Source organism: Methanothermobacter sp., from assembly GCF_030055425.1.
GTDB lineage: Archaea > Methanobacteriota > Methanobacteria > Methanobacteriales > Methanothermobacteraceae > Methanothermobacter.
This window is the reverse complement of record NZ_JASFYE010000004.1, coordinates 120,908-138,951: the sequence shown is the minus strand read 5'-3', so window position 1 is coordinate 138,951 and position 18,044 is coordinate 120,908. Positions and strand designations below refer to the sequence as shown.

Genomic DNA, 18,044 nt, shown 5'->3' with positions numbered 1-18,044 from the left:
TTCTCGTTTCTCTTTTAATCAAAACTTATAGATTAAATACACGCTGGTGAGATGGGGATGTCCACATGGCCCCCACTTTTAATCAAGACTTATAGGTTAAATACACACTATATAAATAAGAGTATTGGATCGTCATAAAACAGGGTGTTATCATGGAGGTTCCACTAATCAGGGAGATAGTCATCATATTCAGCCTCGCGCTGATTGTCCTCATTGTGCTGAACCGGGCTAAACTTCCAACCATACTTGGCTTCTTTGTAACAGGGGTCATAGCCGGCCCTTCGGTCCTTGGCCTCATATCCTCTGGCAGCATAGAGAGCCTCGCAGAACTCGGTGTCATACTCCTCCTATTCACCATCGGACTCGAAATGTCCCCTGAGAGGTTCGGTGAATTCAGGAAGACCGCCCTCATTGGGGGTACACTCCAGATAGGACTCACAGTGCTGATGGTGGCATTCCTCACACTGATACTTGGATTGAACCCTGGAAAGGCCGTCTTCATGGGTTTTCTCATCGCCCTGAGCAGTACAGCAGTTGTACTGAAGGTCCTCCAGGACCTCCATGAGACAGAGACACCCCACGGCCAGGCCTCCCTGGCCATCCTAATATTCCAGGACGTGGCGGCGGTGCCCATGATACTCACCATACCCTTCCTTGCAGGGGCCGGTGGTTCGACACCCCTTCACACCCTGCTTACAGGTGGCGCTGTGCTCCTTGGAACCCTCCTCTCTGCCAGGTGGATCGTCCCAAGGCTCTTTGATGTTGTTGCAGCCACAAGGAGCAGGGAGATATTCCTCCTCACCGTGATACTCGTATGTGCATCTGTAACCTGGCTCACCGGAAGTGCGGGACTATCACCGGCACTGGGCGCCTTCCTCGCAGGCCTCATCGTTGCAAATACAGATTACGCCCACAGGGCGCAGGGGACCATACTGCCATTCCAGGAGGTCTTTCTGAGTTTCTTCTTCGTATCCCTGGGGATGCTCCTTGATGTCGGGTTCTTTATCGGGCACCTGCCCCTCATCATCCTTGCACTCATTGGTGTTATGATGATAAAGCTCGCCCTCAACAGCTTCGTGAGCTTCATCATGGGGTTCTCAGCAAGGGTAGTGGTGCTAACAGGGGTTGTCCTGGCACAGATAGGTGAGTTCTCATTCATACTCTCTGAGTCAGGTCTCAGGTACGGGCTGATGGACCGCTTCACATTCCAGGCCTTCCTGTCGGTTTCACTCATAACCATGGCCCTAACACCCTTCCTCATATCCCTCTCACCCAGGATCTCAGAGAGGATCATCCAGGCGGATATCCACCCCCGGATAAAGAACGGGAGGAGGTACCGTAAACCTGAGGTCAACCTCGAGGACCACCTGATCATCATTGGCATGGGCATAACCGGGAGGAGGCTTGCAGAAACCTGTGAGGACCACGGCATACCCTACATAGGCATAGACGTTAACCCTGAAACTGTCAGGAGGGCCCGGGATGAGGGCCTCAACGTATACTATGGGGACGGGACCCACGTGGGTGTCCTCAGGCACTTCAATGTCCCGGAAGCCGCGGTTATGGTGGTGGCCATTGCAGACTACCGTTCAACTGTCCACGCGATCCATGAGGCCAGGGCACTGAATGATAGGATGAAGATAATCGCCCGTATAAGGGGATTTGAGAATACAGAGAATTTATACACTGCAGGGGCAGATGTTGTCATCTCAGAGAAACGTGAAGCAACAGAGAGGATATCCGGGGAGATATTCAGCTGCTACAGTGGTGTCTGTGAACTTGAGGATTGAGCATCCATTTGAAGGTACCCGGATCAATCCATGCACCCGCTGGAGGCTCCACAGCGGCTTCCTGTGGAATTTACGGACAGTTCCATGGGGATCATGGGTTCATGAACCTGAAAACACGCCCTATTTAGGGCTCTAAAGCTGAATAGGGGCCTTCATATCTGTCCTTCAGTTAATTATGTCGTGCTCAGACCACAACAGTGGATGGTCAAGAAAAAAAGACCTCATAATGTTTATTTTGATTTAAAAGGCTCTAATATTGTCTTTTTCCTGATTTTAAACCACAATATTTATATACAATGCACCTTTTAAGAGTGTATGTGGGGTTTTCGAAACCCCCATGGAGGCGGTAAAATTTCGGGAAAACTGAATCTACTAATAGCCCTAGTTATGGTGCTATTTCTGGGCTCAAATGTGGCAGGTGCCGTTGAGATATCCGATAATGGAACACTCAATGGGACAGAAATCAGCGGTAACCAGACATTAACGGAAGGTGACAACCAGACATCAAATGATACATGTAACCAGACATCCACCCAGACAGAGGAAACAGACACACCCCATGGGGCCATCTGGGTTAAGGCCTACGATATGGGGAAAGTGAACCTCACAGAACTCAAAAAGATGGGTATAAAGGATGTCTTCCTTGAGCAGCTGGCCTTCAATGACGCCAGGTTCAGCAGGAACCTCACCTCGTTCCTCGGCAATGCATCAGAGCAGGGGATAAGGGTGAGCGTGTGGGTGATCTGCCTCAAGGATTCCAGCGGAAATTGGGTTGACCCAACCGGAAGATACGCCTACAACGTTACAAAGACACAGAAGGTCACAGTAAAGGAGCCATACAGGTACTACTACACCGTAACAGTGAAGAAGGCCTACACCAGGTACGTGAAACAGAAGTACAAGGCGTGGTACAGGTATAATGGTAAACTGAAATACACCTGGAAGTACCGCTACGTTAAAAAGACATACTACAGGTACGTTAAGGAGACAAGGTACACCATAAAGTACCGTACAGTTACAAAAACCATCAAGACCACCGAAACAGTGTACAGCTACAACCGTACCTACGCAGAGAACTTCATAGATAACCTGACAAAGCGCGCCCTCTCCTACATTACCGTACCTGGCGTTGGCGGGGTGCACCTGGACTACATCAGATATCCGGGAAACGCCTACCAGGTCCCCAACTCCACAGAGACCATAACAGGAATAGTTAAGAGGATAAGTGAAGCCATAAAATCAGTGAACCCCAACCTGCTCCTATCAGCGGCGGTGATGCCAGAGAAGGCCTCAAACGCCTACTACTATGGACAGGACTATACAAAGCTTGCAGAGTACCTGGATGTACTGGTGCCCATGGCCTACAGGGGTAACTACAATACAGGAACATCATGGATAAGGAATGTGACGGCCTACATCAAGAGCAAAAGCCTCAGCGCCCAGGTCTGGACCGGAATTCAGACCTACAGGTCAGACAATGATGTGACACCACTGCCTGCAGATGAACTCAGGGCCGACATAAACGCGGTTCTGAGTGGAGGTGCAGACGGATATGCCCTCTTCAGGTACGGCCTGATAGACAGGGAGTTTCTGGGTGTAACACCATCCGCAATCGCAATACCATCTGCCGCCAATTCAGTAACTGCAGAGATGTTAAGGGATGCCGCCAGCAGGTTCAAGAGTTTTGTGGAGTCAAACTACAGGCTCCCCACCTATGTGAGTATAAATGGAGTTCAGGTCAAAAACTCAGAGTTCCTCTACCTGCTGGCAGGGTTTCTCACAGGCGCCGACCTGGAAATCAGGTCATTCAGTGAGGGATCAAACACAACCCTGGTGGCAGCAGGGACAATTCAGAGGGACGGCTACCTTAGAATTGCATCGGACGTCTGGAACTACATGTTAGCAAATGGCAGGGCTCCCTCAAGCATATCATCCAGTGCCGGGAGTCTGAGCTTCAATACACTGGTTTATCTGCTATCGAAGGTCGTTGCATTTGAGGGTGCAAACGGAAGGCTACCAGACCATGTGACCATCGACAGTTCAATTTTCATGGGAAAGTACCTTGCATCATCAGCCAACTGTCCCGTTTACAACCCGGAGATAAGGTCACTTGCAGCGAGCATAACAGAGGGTCTTTCATCGACACTGCAGAAGGCAACAGCCATATTCAACTGGGTGCGTGACCATATAGACTACAGCTTCTACTACAATACAAGGTACGGTGCCACCGGCACGCTGAAAACCAGGACCGGAAACTGTGTGGACATAACACACCTCCTTGTGGCCCTCTCAAGGGCTGCGGGTATACAGGCAAGGTATGTTCATGCAAAATGCACATTCCTCTCAGGTAACACCTATGGACATGTATGGGCCCAGTTATACGTGAACGGAAACTGGGTAAACGCCGACGCATCAAGCAACATGAACTCCCTTGGAGTCATAAAGAACTGGAAGACTGCAACCATAAAGGGCTACTATGCAGAACTGCCATTCTAAGGAAATCAACTTTTTTCTTTTTTTTATTTATCAGTTACATTATCTCTACCAACAACTATACCTCAAAGCTAGATTCTCCGAACATACTCAAGTTCCCTGAACCTCAGGGATACAGCTGTGCCGCCATCAGAGATTATCTCAAATTCGCCCTCAAGCTGATCAGCAAGGGCCCTCATGAGGGATAAACCCACTGTACCCTCAGGGACCTCACCCATACCCCTACCATCATCCTCAACAGTGAGGTGCATCACATCACCTGGATCAATACTTACACGTATCATGCCCCTACCATCAGGGAACGCATGCCTTATGGAGTTGGTGACGGCCTCATTGATGAACAGGCCCAGGGGTATTGCGGTCTCCAGGTTCAGCCTCACATCGGCATCCACCTCAAAGTCCACCCCGTAGACCGAATGGGCGCTTATCAGCCTCTCAATCAGCCTGGTTATGAATGATGACATGAGAACACCTGAGAAGTCGCCACTGTCATAGAGGGTCTCATGGATGATTGCCATCGCCCTCACCCGGCTCTGGGCGTCCATCAGGACCTGGCGGGTATCCTCATCTGCATTCATGGCCTGGATGTTCAGGAGGCTTATTATGATCTGGAGGTTGTTCTTGACCCGGTGGTGCACCTCACTGAGGAGGGCGTCCCTCTCCATGAGTGCATCCTCAAGGGACCTCTTGGCCACTATGAGGTCTGTTATATCTGTGAGTGAGACTATAAACCCTGCATATTCGCCGCCCTGAAACCTGGGGACCATCCAGCCTGTGTAGTGCCTCCCGTTGATGTCCATTCTATCAATGATTACCGGCCTCCTTTCGCCGCTGTACTCAGGAAACTCCACCAAACCAAGCCTCTTCATTGCCGTGTTCTGGTATATGGTGTTCCCATCAGCGTCGACCACTGCAACTGCCTCTGCCAGGTTCGCAAGAACGTCCCTGAAGAATCTCTGGGTCCTCCTGAGGTCCCTCCTGTAGGCCTCCCTCCTCATATCGATCCGGTTAAGTTCCACAGCGACGATTATGACGGAGATTATTATGAGGGATGATGTCATGCCCATGAGGAAGACCTCACCGAACCCCGGGAACACGTAATCCCTTATCTTAAGCGTTACAAGGCCCAGTACGGTTATGCTGGCTATCATCATTGGCAGTATGAGCCTCACTATGTGGCCGCCAACAAATGATGCGTGAAGTGGCGCCATAACCCCCCTTTCAGGGTAGAGTGAAAGTATGGAGATTGCTATGAGTATGTGAAGCACCGCAGTGTAGAGTGCCATGAGAAAGTACTCCCCATAGACACCTAGGCCCGCCGCGTAACCCACAAGGACGCAGTAGGAGATCACACCAGCAGGGAAGGTGATGATCTGGGCAGCGCTGAACCTTGATGTGGAGAAGAGGAAGAGGACAGCGGCGTATATAAGGAAGAGAGCCACTGTTATGATCCTTGAGTTATAACCGTATTCGGCACCCTGAATGTAACCGGAAAGTGTCAGGATGTAGAAGACCAGGAGGAAGGTCCCTGTAAGTATCGCGGGAAGCCTGAAGCCCCTTGATAGGGCTATGAGGGAAGCTGCGATGGGTATGAAGAGGGCTGCTGTTACCGGCTGGGTGGGTGGGGATCCCAGGATATTGCCCATGAGATGCTGGTTACCGGTTGCCCAGCCCGCAAGTATGAGGGTAGATATCACTATTACTGTTGCTGAAGCAGAAACTGAGAGCCTCCTTGCAAAAAGAACAGAATCAGACCACTCCATATTCAACCCAAGGAATATTATCTCCCCATTATTAATAAAATCTTCGTAGCGGATTATTAAAAGTTATACTTATGGGTGGCTTACCAGGTGAGGTAAGCATTTATTAACATTCAGTGAAAAAGTTATATTTAATAAGTTTTCCAATACTCTTATGTGGCTGGGGGTTGACATATGAAGCGTTTCCTCTGCCCTCTATGCAGGGCCAATGTGTCATCCGGGCTTCATGGAAGCCACCGGGAACGGTTTTACTATCTTGTATGCCCATCATGCGGTGCAAGGGTTTGCCTGAACGATGAAAGGATCCTCTGAGGTCTGATAAACCCAACTGAAAATTTGTATGATCAGATTCTGCTTGAGGTCCAGTGCACGAAAAGTTGTCCTGGGTAAGAGAACAAGACCCTGTGGAGGAACTCATGCTATTTAATCAATGAGCAACATAAGATCAACTGGTGAAATCCATGAAAATATGGGCAGTTATCCTCCTCCTTGCGGTCCTCACGGTCCCCCCAAGTACAGCCCTCAACAACCCTGTCCTTGATGAACCGGGATACGGAATGATAACCGAGAGCCACGGTGAGGGAAGCCAGAGGTACTGGATCTTCAAACCATCAAAACCCGGGAGTTACCCTGTGGTGGTATTCATCCATGGCTGGGCCGCCACAGAGCCCCTCTTCTACATGGCCTGGATAAGGCACCTTGTGAGGGAGGGGAACATCGTAATCTACCCCCGCTACCAGAACCTTCTCGATACAACATCAGATGCCTTCACCGATAACGCCGCATCTGCAGTTAATGACGCCCTCAGGAGGGTCAGGGGAGACTGGAACGGTGAACTCTTCCTTGCAGGGCACTCAGCCGGGGGTATAATAGCCCTCAACCTGGCATCCCGCCAGGATATACCTGACCCTGATGGTATCCTGGCGGTGCAGACAGGGGACTCGGAGGGGGGCAGGAAATTCGAGAACCTCAGGGGTATACCCCAGGACACCCTCCTTGTGGTTATGGCCGGCGACAGGGATAATATAACAGGGACTGGGGACTCCTACAGGATAATGAGGTCCACGCCCCAGATACCCGGGGACAGAAAGCTGTTCCTCCTTGTGCGCTCAGACCGCAACCTGGTGGCTGATCATCTGTCACCCCTTGCGGTTTCAGATGAATTCAGGGTGCTGGTGGACAACCTGGACTACAGTGGCTACTGGAAGGTCCTGGATATGATGATGGAACTTGCACGTGAAAATAAAACCCTCGCGGATGCCGATACCGGCAGACTCCTTGGTATGGGCAGCTGGGGTGATGGAAGACCAGTCAGGAGGATGGAGATTGTTGAATACTGATGGAGGTTTCCCATGGATAGGAGGATTCTGATAGTTGCAGGTGTTATAGCTGGACTCATAATCGTCACGGTACTCGCGGTTGAGGTCTTCGATGAGGCCATATTCGCACAGATACCCTACACTTACACCTCATACACATCAATCCCGGCTAATAAGCCGGGTGAGGGTTCCCTTGGGGGCTACTACTCAATAAATGGTAGGGGGAGGGACTTCAGGTTCCAGATAGTGCTCCCAGGTGCAGAGAACCTTGACACCCATGAGGTTAACGGTACAAGGATATGCTACAATGAGAGCGGTCTTAGTGGGGTGGGCCACATAGACCACATCGACGTCACCTGGGATACCCTGATATCACTCCTGAGGGGCGACCTGAAGTCTGCCATGTTCAGAACACCCCTAAGCGGCCACTACAATATGACCTGCGCCGCATGGGATGGCGGCGGTAAGTTCATGAACAACGGGACAGACTTCAGGGGTGACTTCAGGATAAACGGTGTTGAGACCTTCTTCGGCGGTAACTTCACCCTGAAACCTGATGCCGGGCGCATCGTGCTCAGCGCAGACTACATATACTACCCCCAGGGAAAGCCAGAGGAGGCCAGGATGGTTAAGAAGGACTTCTACATGTAATTTGACTGGGGATGGTTCACCTGATTGTTAAAAACCCTGATGACCGCGAATATAGGAGGGTCCTGGATGGTACCCTGCTCTCTGAGATCATCCACCCCAGGAATGACCCTGTGGGGATGAACTTCAGCCTCGCCCATGCCATACTCAGGGAAGGTGAGGCCTCACTTCCCCACCGCCTGGGGGAGTCCGTGGAGGTCTACTATATCCTCAAGGGTGAAGGGGTCATGCACATAGGGGATGAGGTGAGGGAAGTAAGTGCGGGCGACGCAGTCTATATTCCCCCTGGCTGTGTGCAGTACATTGAGAACAGTGGTGAGGGGGACCTCTCATTCCTGTGCATCGTATCCCCACCCTGGAGGGGTGAAGACGAGGAACTTGTCATGGATTGACAGCACACCAAAACCCTCATTTTTTAAGCAAAGAATCCCCATAAATTCAATTTTTATTCAATTAAAAAAAATTTTAGATTACCACGTACTGTGGTAACCTTCCGCTTGCACCGTAGAATCCGAGTATCCTGCTGTACATGAAGACCAGCCTGGAGTAGGGGACCCTTCCACGGGATGTCACAGCATAGTTGGGGGCCCTTCTATTCCTGGTTATGAAGTCCCTTATGTTTACAGCGTACCTCAGGTATGCGCTCATGTAAAGTTTACCTGGCATGTAGATACCCTTGGGTGCGGTGGGGTAGCCCACGGCTCTGGGTGTTACAGGTCTCTTACTGCCGGCAGCAAGGTTGATGGCTGTCCTCACAAGGATGTCAAGGACCTCCGGTGGGGAGTAGTTCCTACCTGCTATCCTGACTGTACCTGGCAGCCTCCTGTATTTGCCGTAGTACCATGTGATGTATCTTGCGGCTGAGATAACCTGCTCAGCAGTTATGCCGCTGGACGTTACCGTTACGGTGATGGGTGGGAGGGTGTCAACTGTGACCCTGTAGGTGCCTGCGCTGAGTGTCCTGGTATATGTTAATGTGGTTGATTCCCCGCCATTGAGGTTAACTATCCTTGAGTCGACCTTCACGCCGTTTATCATGAGATCAGCTGGGTATGAACCTGCCAGGTCCCCTGTATTCGTGACCCTGACCGTCACGGTGATACCGAGTGGTGAGGGTCCTGATACCGGTGAAACCCTCAGGTTACTTAGCTGGAAGGTTGCCGGTTTGAGGACGGTGACAGCCACCGGAGCAAGACCATCGACCGTGACATTGTAGGTTCCCCTTGAAAGGACCCTGGTGAATGTAACCCTGACGGTCTCACCGGCATTGACTGTCAGTGTCCTTTGAGAGACCACTGCACCATTGACCATGAGGCTGGCGGTGTAGTCACCTGCAACATCCCCGGTATTTGTGACATCCACGGCGACGTTAACATTCAGGGGCTCAAGACCCGTCACAGGATCAACCTCGAGGTTATCCAGTACAAAAGTCGCAGGTTTGAGGACGGTGACAGCCACCGGAGCAAGACCATCAACACCCACCGTGTACACGCCGGGATCTGTGAGGTCCCTGAGGAAGCTCACCTCAGCTGATGATGCAGGGTTAAGTGTGATATCCCTGAAGGCCACCACCACCCCATTGACAGTGAGGTTAACCCTGCATACACCTGCAACCTCCCCGGTATTTGTGACATTCACCGTGACGTTTACCCTGAGGGGTGCCACACCGGTATCAGGTGTCACCTTGAGGTTATCAAGGTTGAATGTGGCCGGTTTAAGTACCTTGAGTGTGGATGTGTCCTCTGATGGGAGGTGGGTGTCATCACCCGGGAATTCTGCCCTGGTGGCGTATGTGCCAGGTGCCCCTGCAGTGGTGGTGAACCTGGCTTTTCCTGTGTTATCTGTGAGGGCTGATCCCAGGAGTACGCCCTCAAGGTAGAATCTGATCTCCCTTCCCTCAACTGGTCCTACCGGTGATGTGAGTGTCGCCACGAGTTCGGCTATCTCCCCGGCCACTGCCTGCGCCCCCTGGAGGGTTGTGGTGGTGGGGTACTTCTCTGTGAGGGGCGCGAAGGTGCTGAAGGTGTTGATGTTGTCTGCGTAGACGTACCTCTCGGTGGTGTTCACACCTGTCTCTGGAAGCTGGTTCCAGGTTCCTGAGTGGCGGAAGACCCGGAGGCCTGTCTCATTTTTACCTGCAACGTCACCTGGTGTGTAGTGGAACCTGAGGTAATCAAGGATTGTTGCTCCTGCTGATGATATGTCCACATATTTTGTGATGTTAACCCATCCTGCAGGGTCTGCTGGTGGTGATTCAACTTCCCTCAGTATGATCCCTGCGGTGTACCTGAAGCTCAGGAGTGTGGGGTAGAGTAGGCCCACCCTGAGGCGTGTGAAGGTGTTTGATGTGTCTGGGTCAGCCTGGAGATCAGGACCCGTGGTGCTGGTGATGGTGTTGTCGATGAATTCAGAGCCGGTTACGCCCTGGAGGTACATGCCTCTGCTGTTGGAGGTTAGTGTGTTGTTCTGGATTGTTAATTCAGGGCTATCAACCCCACGTAACCATAAACCCCAGTCCGTACTGCTGGATACAGTGTTATCCCGTAGGGTCACAGCTTCACGAACATCCACCAGGTAGAGCCCAACACCATTACTATCGGATATCGTCGTGTTTTTCACTGTCAGGTTACCGCTATCAGCAGCGGACATTGTCACATAGACACCATGACCCCTGGAACCAGTAACAGTCAGGTTATCAAGCACCACATTCCTCAGGGTGTTATAACCCTCCAGGAAGACACCATAACCCCTGCTGTTAACCACATGGGAGTTGCGGATGGTTATACCATCAAGGAAACCACCCCAGCTCCAGCTAACCCTCCGGATACCATCACTACAATTCACAAACCAGGAATCATCCACAGTCACATTCCTCAAAGTGGAACCCTCAACCAGATAGAGACCCTGCTGACCACTACCAGTAACATTAACACCCACAAGAGTCACATTAGACGCCGTGCCACCAACACGCACACCCTGCAAGGTAGAGTTACCGATACTAAGACCCCTCAGGACGAGATCATCACAGTCAACAGCCACAACCCCATAATTAAACTGCCTCACACCATTACCAAACACCAGACCCTCAACAGTCACACCATCAGCATTCTGAAGCTCCAAACAATTACCACCATTATCCTTTATAACACTCTCAGAACCATTGATGGTAATATTATTGATGTTTCGCAGGTAGATACCGCCAGCAGAGTTATTGTAGGCATTGTTTCTCTGGAAGGTTAATTTGGGATTATTCTGGCCTGTTAACCATATTCCCCAGTTAGTATTGTTACTGAATGTGCTGTTTTCAAGGGTGTTGTTTCCTCTGAGCTCTGCGTATAATCCGCTTCCCCGATTGTTGGTTGAAGTGAGATTGATTATTGTGGCATTTTCACTGTTTGTCTCCATGGTTATCCTTAAACCATCCTGTGAGCAGTCCCGGATTGTGGTGTTATTCACAACCACATTACGCACAAAATAACCATAATAATTGTAAGCCCGCAGGAAAACCCCATGACCAGTCGCATTGACCACAGTAACATTCTCAAGCCTCAAAACATCCACACTTGAACTGTAATCCTTCTCAATACCACTGGCACCGGTGGAGTCAAAAACAGAATCACGCACAACCAGACCGGAAACACTGGCACCAGCATCAACCATCAGACCCTGCTGGGAAGTCCTGTTCACAGTGACACCGGAAACAGTCACATTAGATGATGCCCCGCGAATAAGCACACCACGCTGAATACCAAACCCTGTAGCAACCCGGGCAGCCGCATCATCAAAGACCGCATCACGAACAGTCACAAAAGCAACACCCTCAAAAACCACAGGATAACCCGCATTATCAGTCAACTGAGAACCGCTCAGAATCACAGGAGCAGACTCACCACCAACACGCCTCAGGTAAACACCATTACGATTACCCACAAAACGGTTACCCCCAGAAAGGACAAACCCAGCAACATTATCACCAACAACCCTCAAACCATAATAACCATCAACACCCCCACCAAAACCATTACCAGAAAACACATTATCATCCAATAAAAGTAGACCCCTACTCTCAAAATACGCACCATGCTGCCTGTTACCACTAAAAGTACTGTTACCCACCGTAACATTCTCACTATTAGGCTCCATAACCACCCTCAAACCATCCTGTGAGCAGTCCCTGATTGTGGTATTATTCACAACCACATTACGCACAAAATAACCATAATAATTGTAAGCCCGCAGGAAAACCCCATGACCAGTCGCATTGACCACAGTAACATTCTCAAGCCTCAAAACATCCAGAGTGGAAGCGTAATATTTCTCAATAGCACTGGCCCCGGTGGAGTCAAAGACAGAATCACGCACAACCAGACCAGAAACACTGGAAGAAGAATAGAGCAGCAATCCCTGATTGTATGTCCTGTTCACAGTGACACCGGAAAGAGTCACATTGGAGGAAACACCATTAATAACAACACCAAGGCTGGGACCGGTTATGTTAAGGTCCCTGAGGGTAACATTCCCTGCCCCATCCACGGATACACCCGCAGCGGCTGTTGCGCCGACGAGTCTGAATCCCTGGATGGTGGCTCCTGAACCCGTGGATTGAACCCTGAAGACCGGGCTTGAGGGATTAAGTGATCCGTTAACGGTTACAAGACCCGCACTCCTTAGGTGAGGTTGGTCTTGTTTACAGTGACGCTCTCATGGTATGTGTAGGGGTTCCCTCCATCGTCGTGGACGGTTATTGTATCTCCACTGACGGTGGACCCATTATCAATTGCAGCCTGAATCGATGTGAAGTTGTAGCCTCCGCCTGGACCTACAGTCCATTCAGCGGCAGATGAAGATGAAATGGAAACTAAAACAACGAATAACACCAGCAAAAATACCTTAATTGACGGAAACGAGTTTGAAATCACCTAAGATCTCCCCCAATGTGCTTGAAAAGGAAGTCGATCACAGAACTAGCGACAAACCCCCCGCAAAAGGAAGTCGATCACAGAACTAGCGACAAACCCCCTCTACTCATTTTATGTACTTTAACAATATATAAAATTTTCGCGGGTAAATGAAAATAGACCGTATAATCCCCAATTTATTTAAAATGATTTAAAATAGTGATTGATAATGTAAAAATTGGTCATATTGTCCAAATCTCGCCCGGTGATCATTAAACACGATGAAATCACAGTTCAGGAGAATAAAGAGAACCAATGAGTATTATGGATAAAAAAATCCAGTAACCATATAATTTCGCCACCACAATCTTAAAAAAATAAAAAAATGAATGGTTATATTCTGTTTCTTCCACCTCCCATGAAGTAACCCACGCCAGCAAGGGCGACCAGTGCGATAACACCGATTATGGCGTAGATCGGCATTCCGGTACTGGAACCCTGAGAAGAAGAAGCCCTGCTCACCTCATAGGCCTTCCCTGCCCCGGCAGCAGGTGACTCCTGGGCGCTCTTAACCTCGGAAACTGAAGTTCCAGCATCATTGGAGATCCCGGCGCCCCTTCCTGGTGATGGAGTTCGCCCGGCTGAGGGTGAACCTCCACCAGAATCTCCCTGGTTTGGAGTTGATGGTATATCAGGTGTGGATCCTCCTGCTGGGGCGAATGCTGAGCTCCCTGTGGCCGCATACAGTTTCTCCTTAACCCTTGCAAGGAGGTCAGGGTTGAGGTACTGCATGGCCCACTCCATCATTGCGATATTGCCGCAGCTGCAGTCACAGCAGGCAACACCATTCTCTGCCATCGCCTGTGCCCATGTGGATGCAAGGAGCCTTAGTGTTGCCTCATCAGCCTTCCAGTGCCCCTCATGTGCTGCCTGGAGCATGGTCCCTGTGATGGATATCAGTGCATAGGAGTTCTTACCTGAGAGCCACTCCCTGACACCCAGGCCATTAACGTCCCTTATGTAGGTATCTGCAAGTTCATCCCATGCCCATGAAGGCACACCTGAGGGTGATGTGACCTGCCAGAGCCATAGGGACCTTACCGCCGATGAGAGCCTGTTGGCACCGGCGTACCCCTCAGACATGAGACCCCTCACATAGTCGGGGTTGAGGTAGCGTGTCCTCATGTCAATGGCAATTGTCTGCTGGAGTGAGAGGATCTCAGGTGTACCTGTGGCCACTGTTATTATGTTAACTGCAGGTGTGCTGCCTGTGAGTTTCCTTATCGCCAGTGAAAGGCCGCCCAGGTAGTCTGCCATGTCATCGTTCTCTGTGACACCCACAAGGTAGGTGCTTCTTCCCTGGTAGACCGCTGATACGCCCCTGAGGAGGTCTGCTAGGAGGTCAACGTTCTTAACACCCCAGCCGGTCTCTGAGTAGGATGTTCCCATGCGGCTCATGAAGAGGTCTGCGAGTTCATCTGTGCTGTTGTAGGTCCAGGACATCTCACCCGCCTCCTTGACTCCTGTGCCGTAGGATCCCAGGGGTGGTGCGAATATCCTGTAGATGGCCATGTTACCAGCATCTGAGGCGTTCATACCGGCCCCAAGGTACTTCTGGACCAGTTCAAGCCAGTGCACTGCCACCCTGTTCATCTCAAGGGGGTCACTTCCTGCTGTGAAGAGTTTAAGTGTCCTGAGGGGTTTAACGGCCGCCTCAAGGGCCTCTGAAACCTGTGGGTACCCTTCAAGTATGGTGGTGTATGATGCTGCGAGGGCCAGCCTGAATGCCCTGTCCATTGTAACAGCGACCTGGCCGTAGACGTCCCTGAAGAGTCCGCTTACCGTGACCACCGCGTCTATACGTGGCCTTCCAAGTTCACTGAGTGGTATGAGTTTCACCCCTGTAACTGTACCTGAGCTGCTCCATACTGGCTTCACACCCAGGAGGTTCAGGACAAAGGATACCATGGCACCGTCGTCCCTGGCTGTGTCCACGCCCCAGATTACCACTGCAAGTTTCTCTGGTGGTTCTGTGTAGGTGGCAAGGACCCTCCTCACTATCTCAGCCCCCACACTGTAGGCTGCCTGTGTTGGGACGGTGCTGGGGTCTATGGTGTAGAAGTTCCTTCCTGTGGGGAGGCCTGATGGGTTCATGAGGGGCTCCCTTCCGGGTCCTGGTTCAACGTAGCCGCCCCTGAGTGCGTTCAGGAGGGATGACATCTCCCCCGCTGTGCTCCTCCTGATTAATGCTATGTACTCTGTTGCTGCCTGGAGTTTGCTGAGTATGTCAGGTGAATCTGTGAGGTTCTCTGGTCCTGAGCCGTCTACAAGTGCCCTTACCATGGTAAGCGTCCTGTTTTCGATAACTGCACGCTGGTCCAGTGTGAGTTCCTCGTAGATCCAGCCGTATTCTGCTGCCAGGAGCCTGTATATGGAGCTGTCTCCTGTTGAGATCATTGAGGATACCATGTATGCTATTGCATCGCTGCTCCACTCCCTCCCGAAGGTGTGGAGTCCCACCGGTATCAGTGTGGACTCGATCCTCATTAGGTACCCTGATATGGTGGTTATGAGTTCATCTGGAGTTGAATTCTGGATGCTGATGCCGAGTTCATCACCGAGGTTCAGTTTAATGGCTGTGTTCCGTATCTCTGCCAGGTACTGGTTTTTGAGCTGTTCATCAGCCTTCTTGTAGTTTGATATTAACTCCTTGAGTGTGAGGAGTTCGCCGTAGAGTCCTGTTGATTTCATTGCCGGTGTCAGGTGGTCGATGATGACTGCGAGTCCACGCCTCTTGGCTGCCAGTCCATCCGCTGCATTATCCACGCGGTAGATGTAGATTGATGGTGTCTCATCCACCACTATATCAGGGAAGTCGAAATCTGAGAGCATGACCTCCTTTCCCGGGAGCCACTCGTAGCTTCCCATGGTACCCATGTGTATCATTGCGCTGGCATTGAATACCGTGTTTATCCATGCATAGTAGGCCAGGTACTGGTGGTGTGGTGGGAGTACACCCACGTTGTAGAGCATCTCGGGGTTGGCCTCCCATCCCCTCTGGGGCTGGGGTCCGATGAAGACGTTCCCCTCCAGTATACCAGGTATAACAATGTATTTCCTGCCGTTCCTTGTTACGGTCATCACATTCCCGGGGGCTTCTCCCCAGCCACAGAGACCGGGTATTGCAAGGAGCATGAAGGAGTTCCTTGCAGCCTGGAATGTGTTCCAGAGGCTGGAGTTGCCGCCTATAATTCCACTGAGTGCCGTGTACATGACTTCAAGTAATTGCAGCCCCTCTGAGGCTTTGTCTGATGACTTTATGTTGTCCTTCATCTCAGCGTACCATGAGTTCAGGGCCTTCATGAGGGTCTCCGCCTTAACATTCCTCTGGAGGCCCATTTTCAGGAGTTCCTCCATGTATGCTGTGGGGCCCTCTGTGACGTATCTTCTTGCTATGGGGTTGAGGCCCTGGAACCATCTGAGGTATTCCTCTGCATCCCATAGTATGACGCCTGTGGTGTTTGCGAGTCTCTCGAGTTCACCGGGTGCCCAGTTTGCAATGTTTATCCCCCTCTCAACCATGAGGGTTACGAGTTCAGCTGCTCCTGTGATGTTTCCGACCCTGTATCCCTCCTTCTTCAGGTTGAGGAGTATCTCATGGATGCTCTCCGGTACGTTGAGGTAGCTTGCCCCGATCTCTGATTTGCCTGGCGGGTAGTTGTAGTATATGATGGCTATCCTCTTCTCCCCTGCCGGTGTTAAACTGAGGTTTACCCAGTTTGTGAGTCTCGCTGCCAGTTTCTCCACCCTCTCGGGTATGGGTGAGTAGGAGTAGGTGTAGGCACCTGTTACTCTGTCGCTCTGAAACTCTGCCGCGGCTATGATTATGGGCTCTATGAGTCCCTGGGTCTCGGGGAACCCTGCCTGTCCCATGATGTCATCCTGGCTCCAGGGCGTGACACCGTCACTGGAGAGTAACCAGTCATCCACTGTCCTTGTGTTCACTATAACACCCCTGAGGACCGGGACGTTGAGGAACTTCAGGAGTGTGTTCACCTTCTCTGAGGCTGAGCCCCCGAGGAGGTAGGTGCTGAATGAGACCAGCGCCTGGATCCTTGGAGTGTAAAGCGTGGTGTTGGCCTCAAATGATGCCAGGTCTGGTGCTGTTGTGAAGAACCTCACCATGGCAGAGTAGGTGTTTTCACCGTACCTTGCAACCGCTGATATTATGTTGTACCGGTTTCTGAGCTTCTCTATGAGGCTGTCTATATGGGCTGTTCCGCCACCGAGCATGTTGCTCTCGGATTCTATGAACCCTATTGTGGGCTTTGCAGGGTCCAGTGGATAGTCCCTGAGGTAGTCTGTGAGGTTCTCATAGAGCTTCCCGTCACGGTACAGGAGTTCCCTTGAAACCGCCCTTGGCGGGTCGTAGGTTACGTTGAGGGTGATGTTCCTGCCCCTTGCCCATATATCCGCGGCCCAGAGTATCTGGTTCCTGTAGCTGGGGACGTTCCTGTAGCAGTAGTATCCCTCCCCCTGGGCCCAGAGGGCTATCTGGGGGTACTGGTTAACGTAGGCCTCCAGGAGTGGGAGGGGCTGGAGCACTCTGAGGGCCCTGCTCACTGTGCTCACCACAGTGTCCGGGACGCCGTTGAAGACCAGTTCATCGTTTATCCGGCTCATCTTAACGAGTTCAAGTCCACTTGCACCATCGAAGACTGCGAAGAATTTTCCGTTGAGGATTTCGGGTTTTGCTGTTATGACCCTGAGCATCCTCGTGTAGTCCTCTGTCCCCAGGTAGTTGCAGATTATGACGTCCGAGGAGTTTATGAGTGCCTCCACCTCCTCGGGTGTGGAGTTGACTATCTGGGGTGAGCTCCTGACCCTGATTGTGATGTTCCTATCAGGGTACTCCTGGAGGACCCTGTGGGCCGCCTCATTCACAACCCTGGTCCCCTCGATGGAGTGTATGACGAGGACATCCACGGTGCTGTTGTCTGCTGCATCGGCTGTACCCTGAAAGATGAATACGAGTAACACTGCAATCACTATTACCCTTGAATCCATTATCTTATCACCTCCATGTTTTAACTGCAGAATAAGTATTATTGATGTGTTAATTTAAAATTAGTTATT

10 protein-coding genes are annotated in these 18,044 nt (G+C 51.1%); 6 read left to right on the top strand and 4 right to left on the bottom strand.

Annotated features, from left to right (window positions below):
* The first annotated feature begins 152 nt into the window (after nucleotides 1-152).
* The gene (locus QFX39_RS05790) at nucleotides 153-1,790 is read left to right on the top strand and encodes a cation:proton antiporter (protein WP_300478167.1); all 1,638 of its coding nucleotides are present in this window, start codon (nucleotides 153-155) and stop codon (nucleotides 1,788-1,790) included.
* 387 nt (nucleotides 1,791-2,177) lie between these two features.
* On the top strand, nucleotides 2,178-4,286 hold the full coding sequence (locus QFX39_RS05785) for a pseudomurein-binding repeat-containing protein (RefSeq protein ID WP_300478165.1): 2,109 nt from the start codon (nucleotides 2,178-2,180) through the stop codon (nucleotides 4,284-4,286).
* Between the two features lie 68 nt (nucleotides 4,287-4,354).
* Here the strand turns inward: QFX39_RS05785 and QFX39_RS05780 are convergent, their stop codons facing one another.
* Nucleotides 4,355-6,046: a histidine kinase dimerization/phosphoacceptor domain -containing protein gene (locus QFX39_RS05780; protein ID WP_300478207.1), complete on the bottom strand. Its 1,692-nt coding sequence runs from the start codon at nucleotides 6,044-6,046 to the stop codon at nucleotides 4,355-4,357.
* A 171-nt stretch (nucleotides 6,047-6,217) separates the two neighbouring features.
* On the opposite strand from QFX39_RS05780, the gene QFX39_RS05775 reads away from it, so the two are divergent.
* The 4 genes from QFX39_RS05775 (at nucleotide 6,218) to QFX39_RS05760 (ending at nucleotide 8,402) form a co-directional block, all read left to right on the top strand.
* On the top strand, nucleotides 6,218-6,355 hold the full coding sequence (locus QFX39_RS05775; RefSeq protein ID WP_300478163.1) for a hypothetical protein: 138 nt from the start codon (nucleotides 6,218-6,220) through the stop codon (nucleotides 6,353-6,355).
* 149 nt (nucleotides 6,356-6,504) lie between these two features.
* Complete coding sequence (locus QFX39_RS05770; protein WP_300478161.1) at nucleotides 6,505-7,383, top strand: alpha/beta fold hydrolase; 879 nt, start codon at nucleotides 6,505-6,507, stop codon at nucleotides 7,381-7,383.
* A gap of 12 nt (nucleotides 7,384-7,395) precedes the next feature.
* Nucleotides 7,396-8,013 carry a hypothetical protein gene (locus tag QFX39_RS05765; RefSeq protein ID WP_300478159.1) on the top strand — a complete coding sequence of 206 codons (618 nt, stop codon included), beginning with the start codon at nucleotides 7,396-7,398 and terminating at the stop codon, nucleotides 8,011-8,013.
* 11 nt (nucleotides 8,014-8,024) lie between these two features.
* The gene (locus QFX39_RS05760; RefSeq protein ID WP_300478157.1) at nucleotides 8,025-8,402 is read left to right on the top strand and encodes a cupin domain-containing protein; all 378 of its coding nucleotides are present in this window, start codon (nucleotides 8,025-8,027) and stop codon (nucleotides 8,400-8,402) included.
* Nucleotides 8,403-8,475: 73 nt separating this feature from the next.
* Here the strand turns inward: QFX39_RS05760 and QFX39_RS05755 are convergent, their stop codons facing one another.
* From QFX39_RS05755 to QFX39_RS05745, 3 genes are all read right to left on the bottom strand, one after another.
* A complete protein-coding gene (locus QFX39_RS05755; protein ID WP_300478206.1) occupies nucleotides 8,476-12,591 on the bottom strand; it encodes a right-handed parallel beta-helix repeat-containing protein in 4,116 nt (1,371 codons plus the stop codon).
* 86 nt (nucleotides 12,592-12,677) lie between these two features.
* The gene (locus QFX39_RS05750) at nucleotides 12,678-12,893 is read right to left on the bottom strand and encodes a hypothetical protein (protein WP_300478155.1); all 216 of its coding nucleotides are present in this window, start codon (nucleotides 12,891-12,893) and stop codon (nucleotides 12,678-12,680) included.
* Nucleotides 12,894-13,301: 408 nt separating this feature from the next.
* Nucleotides 13,302-17,975: a cobaltochelatase subunit CobN gene (locus QFX39_RS05745; protein ID WP_300478154.1), complete on the bottom strand. Its 4,674-nt coding sequence runs from the start codon at nucleotides 17,973-17,975 to the stop codon at nucleotides 13,302-13,304.
* Between the last annotated feature and the right edge of the window lie 69 nt (nucleotides 17,976-18,044).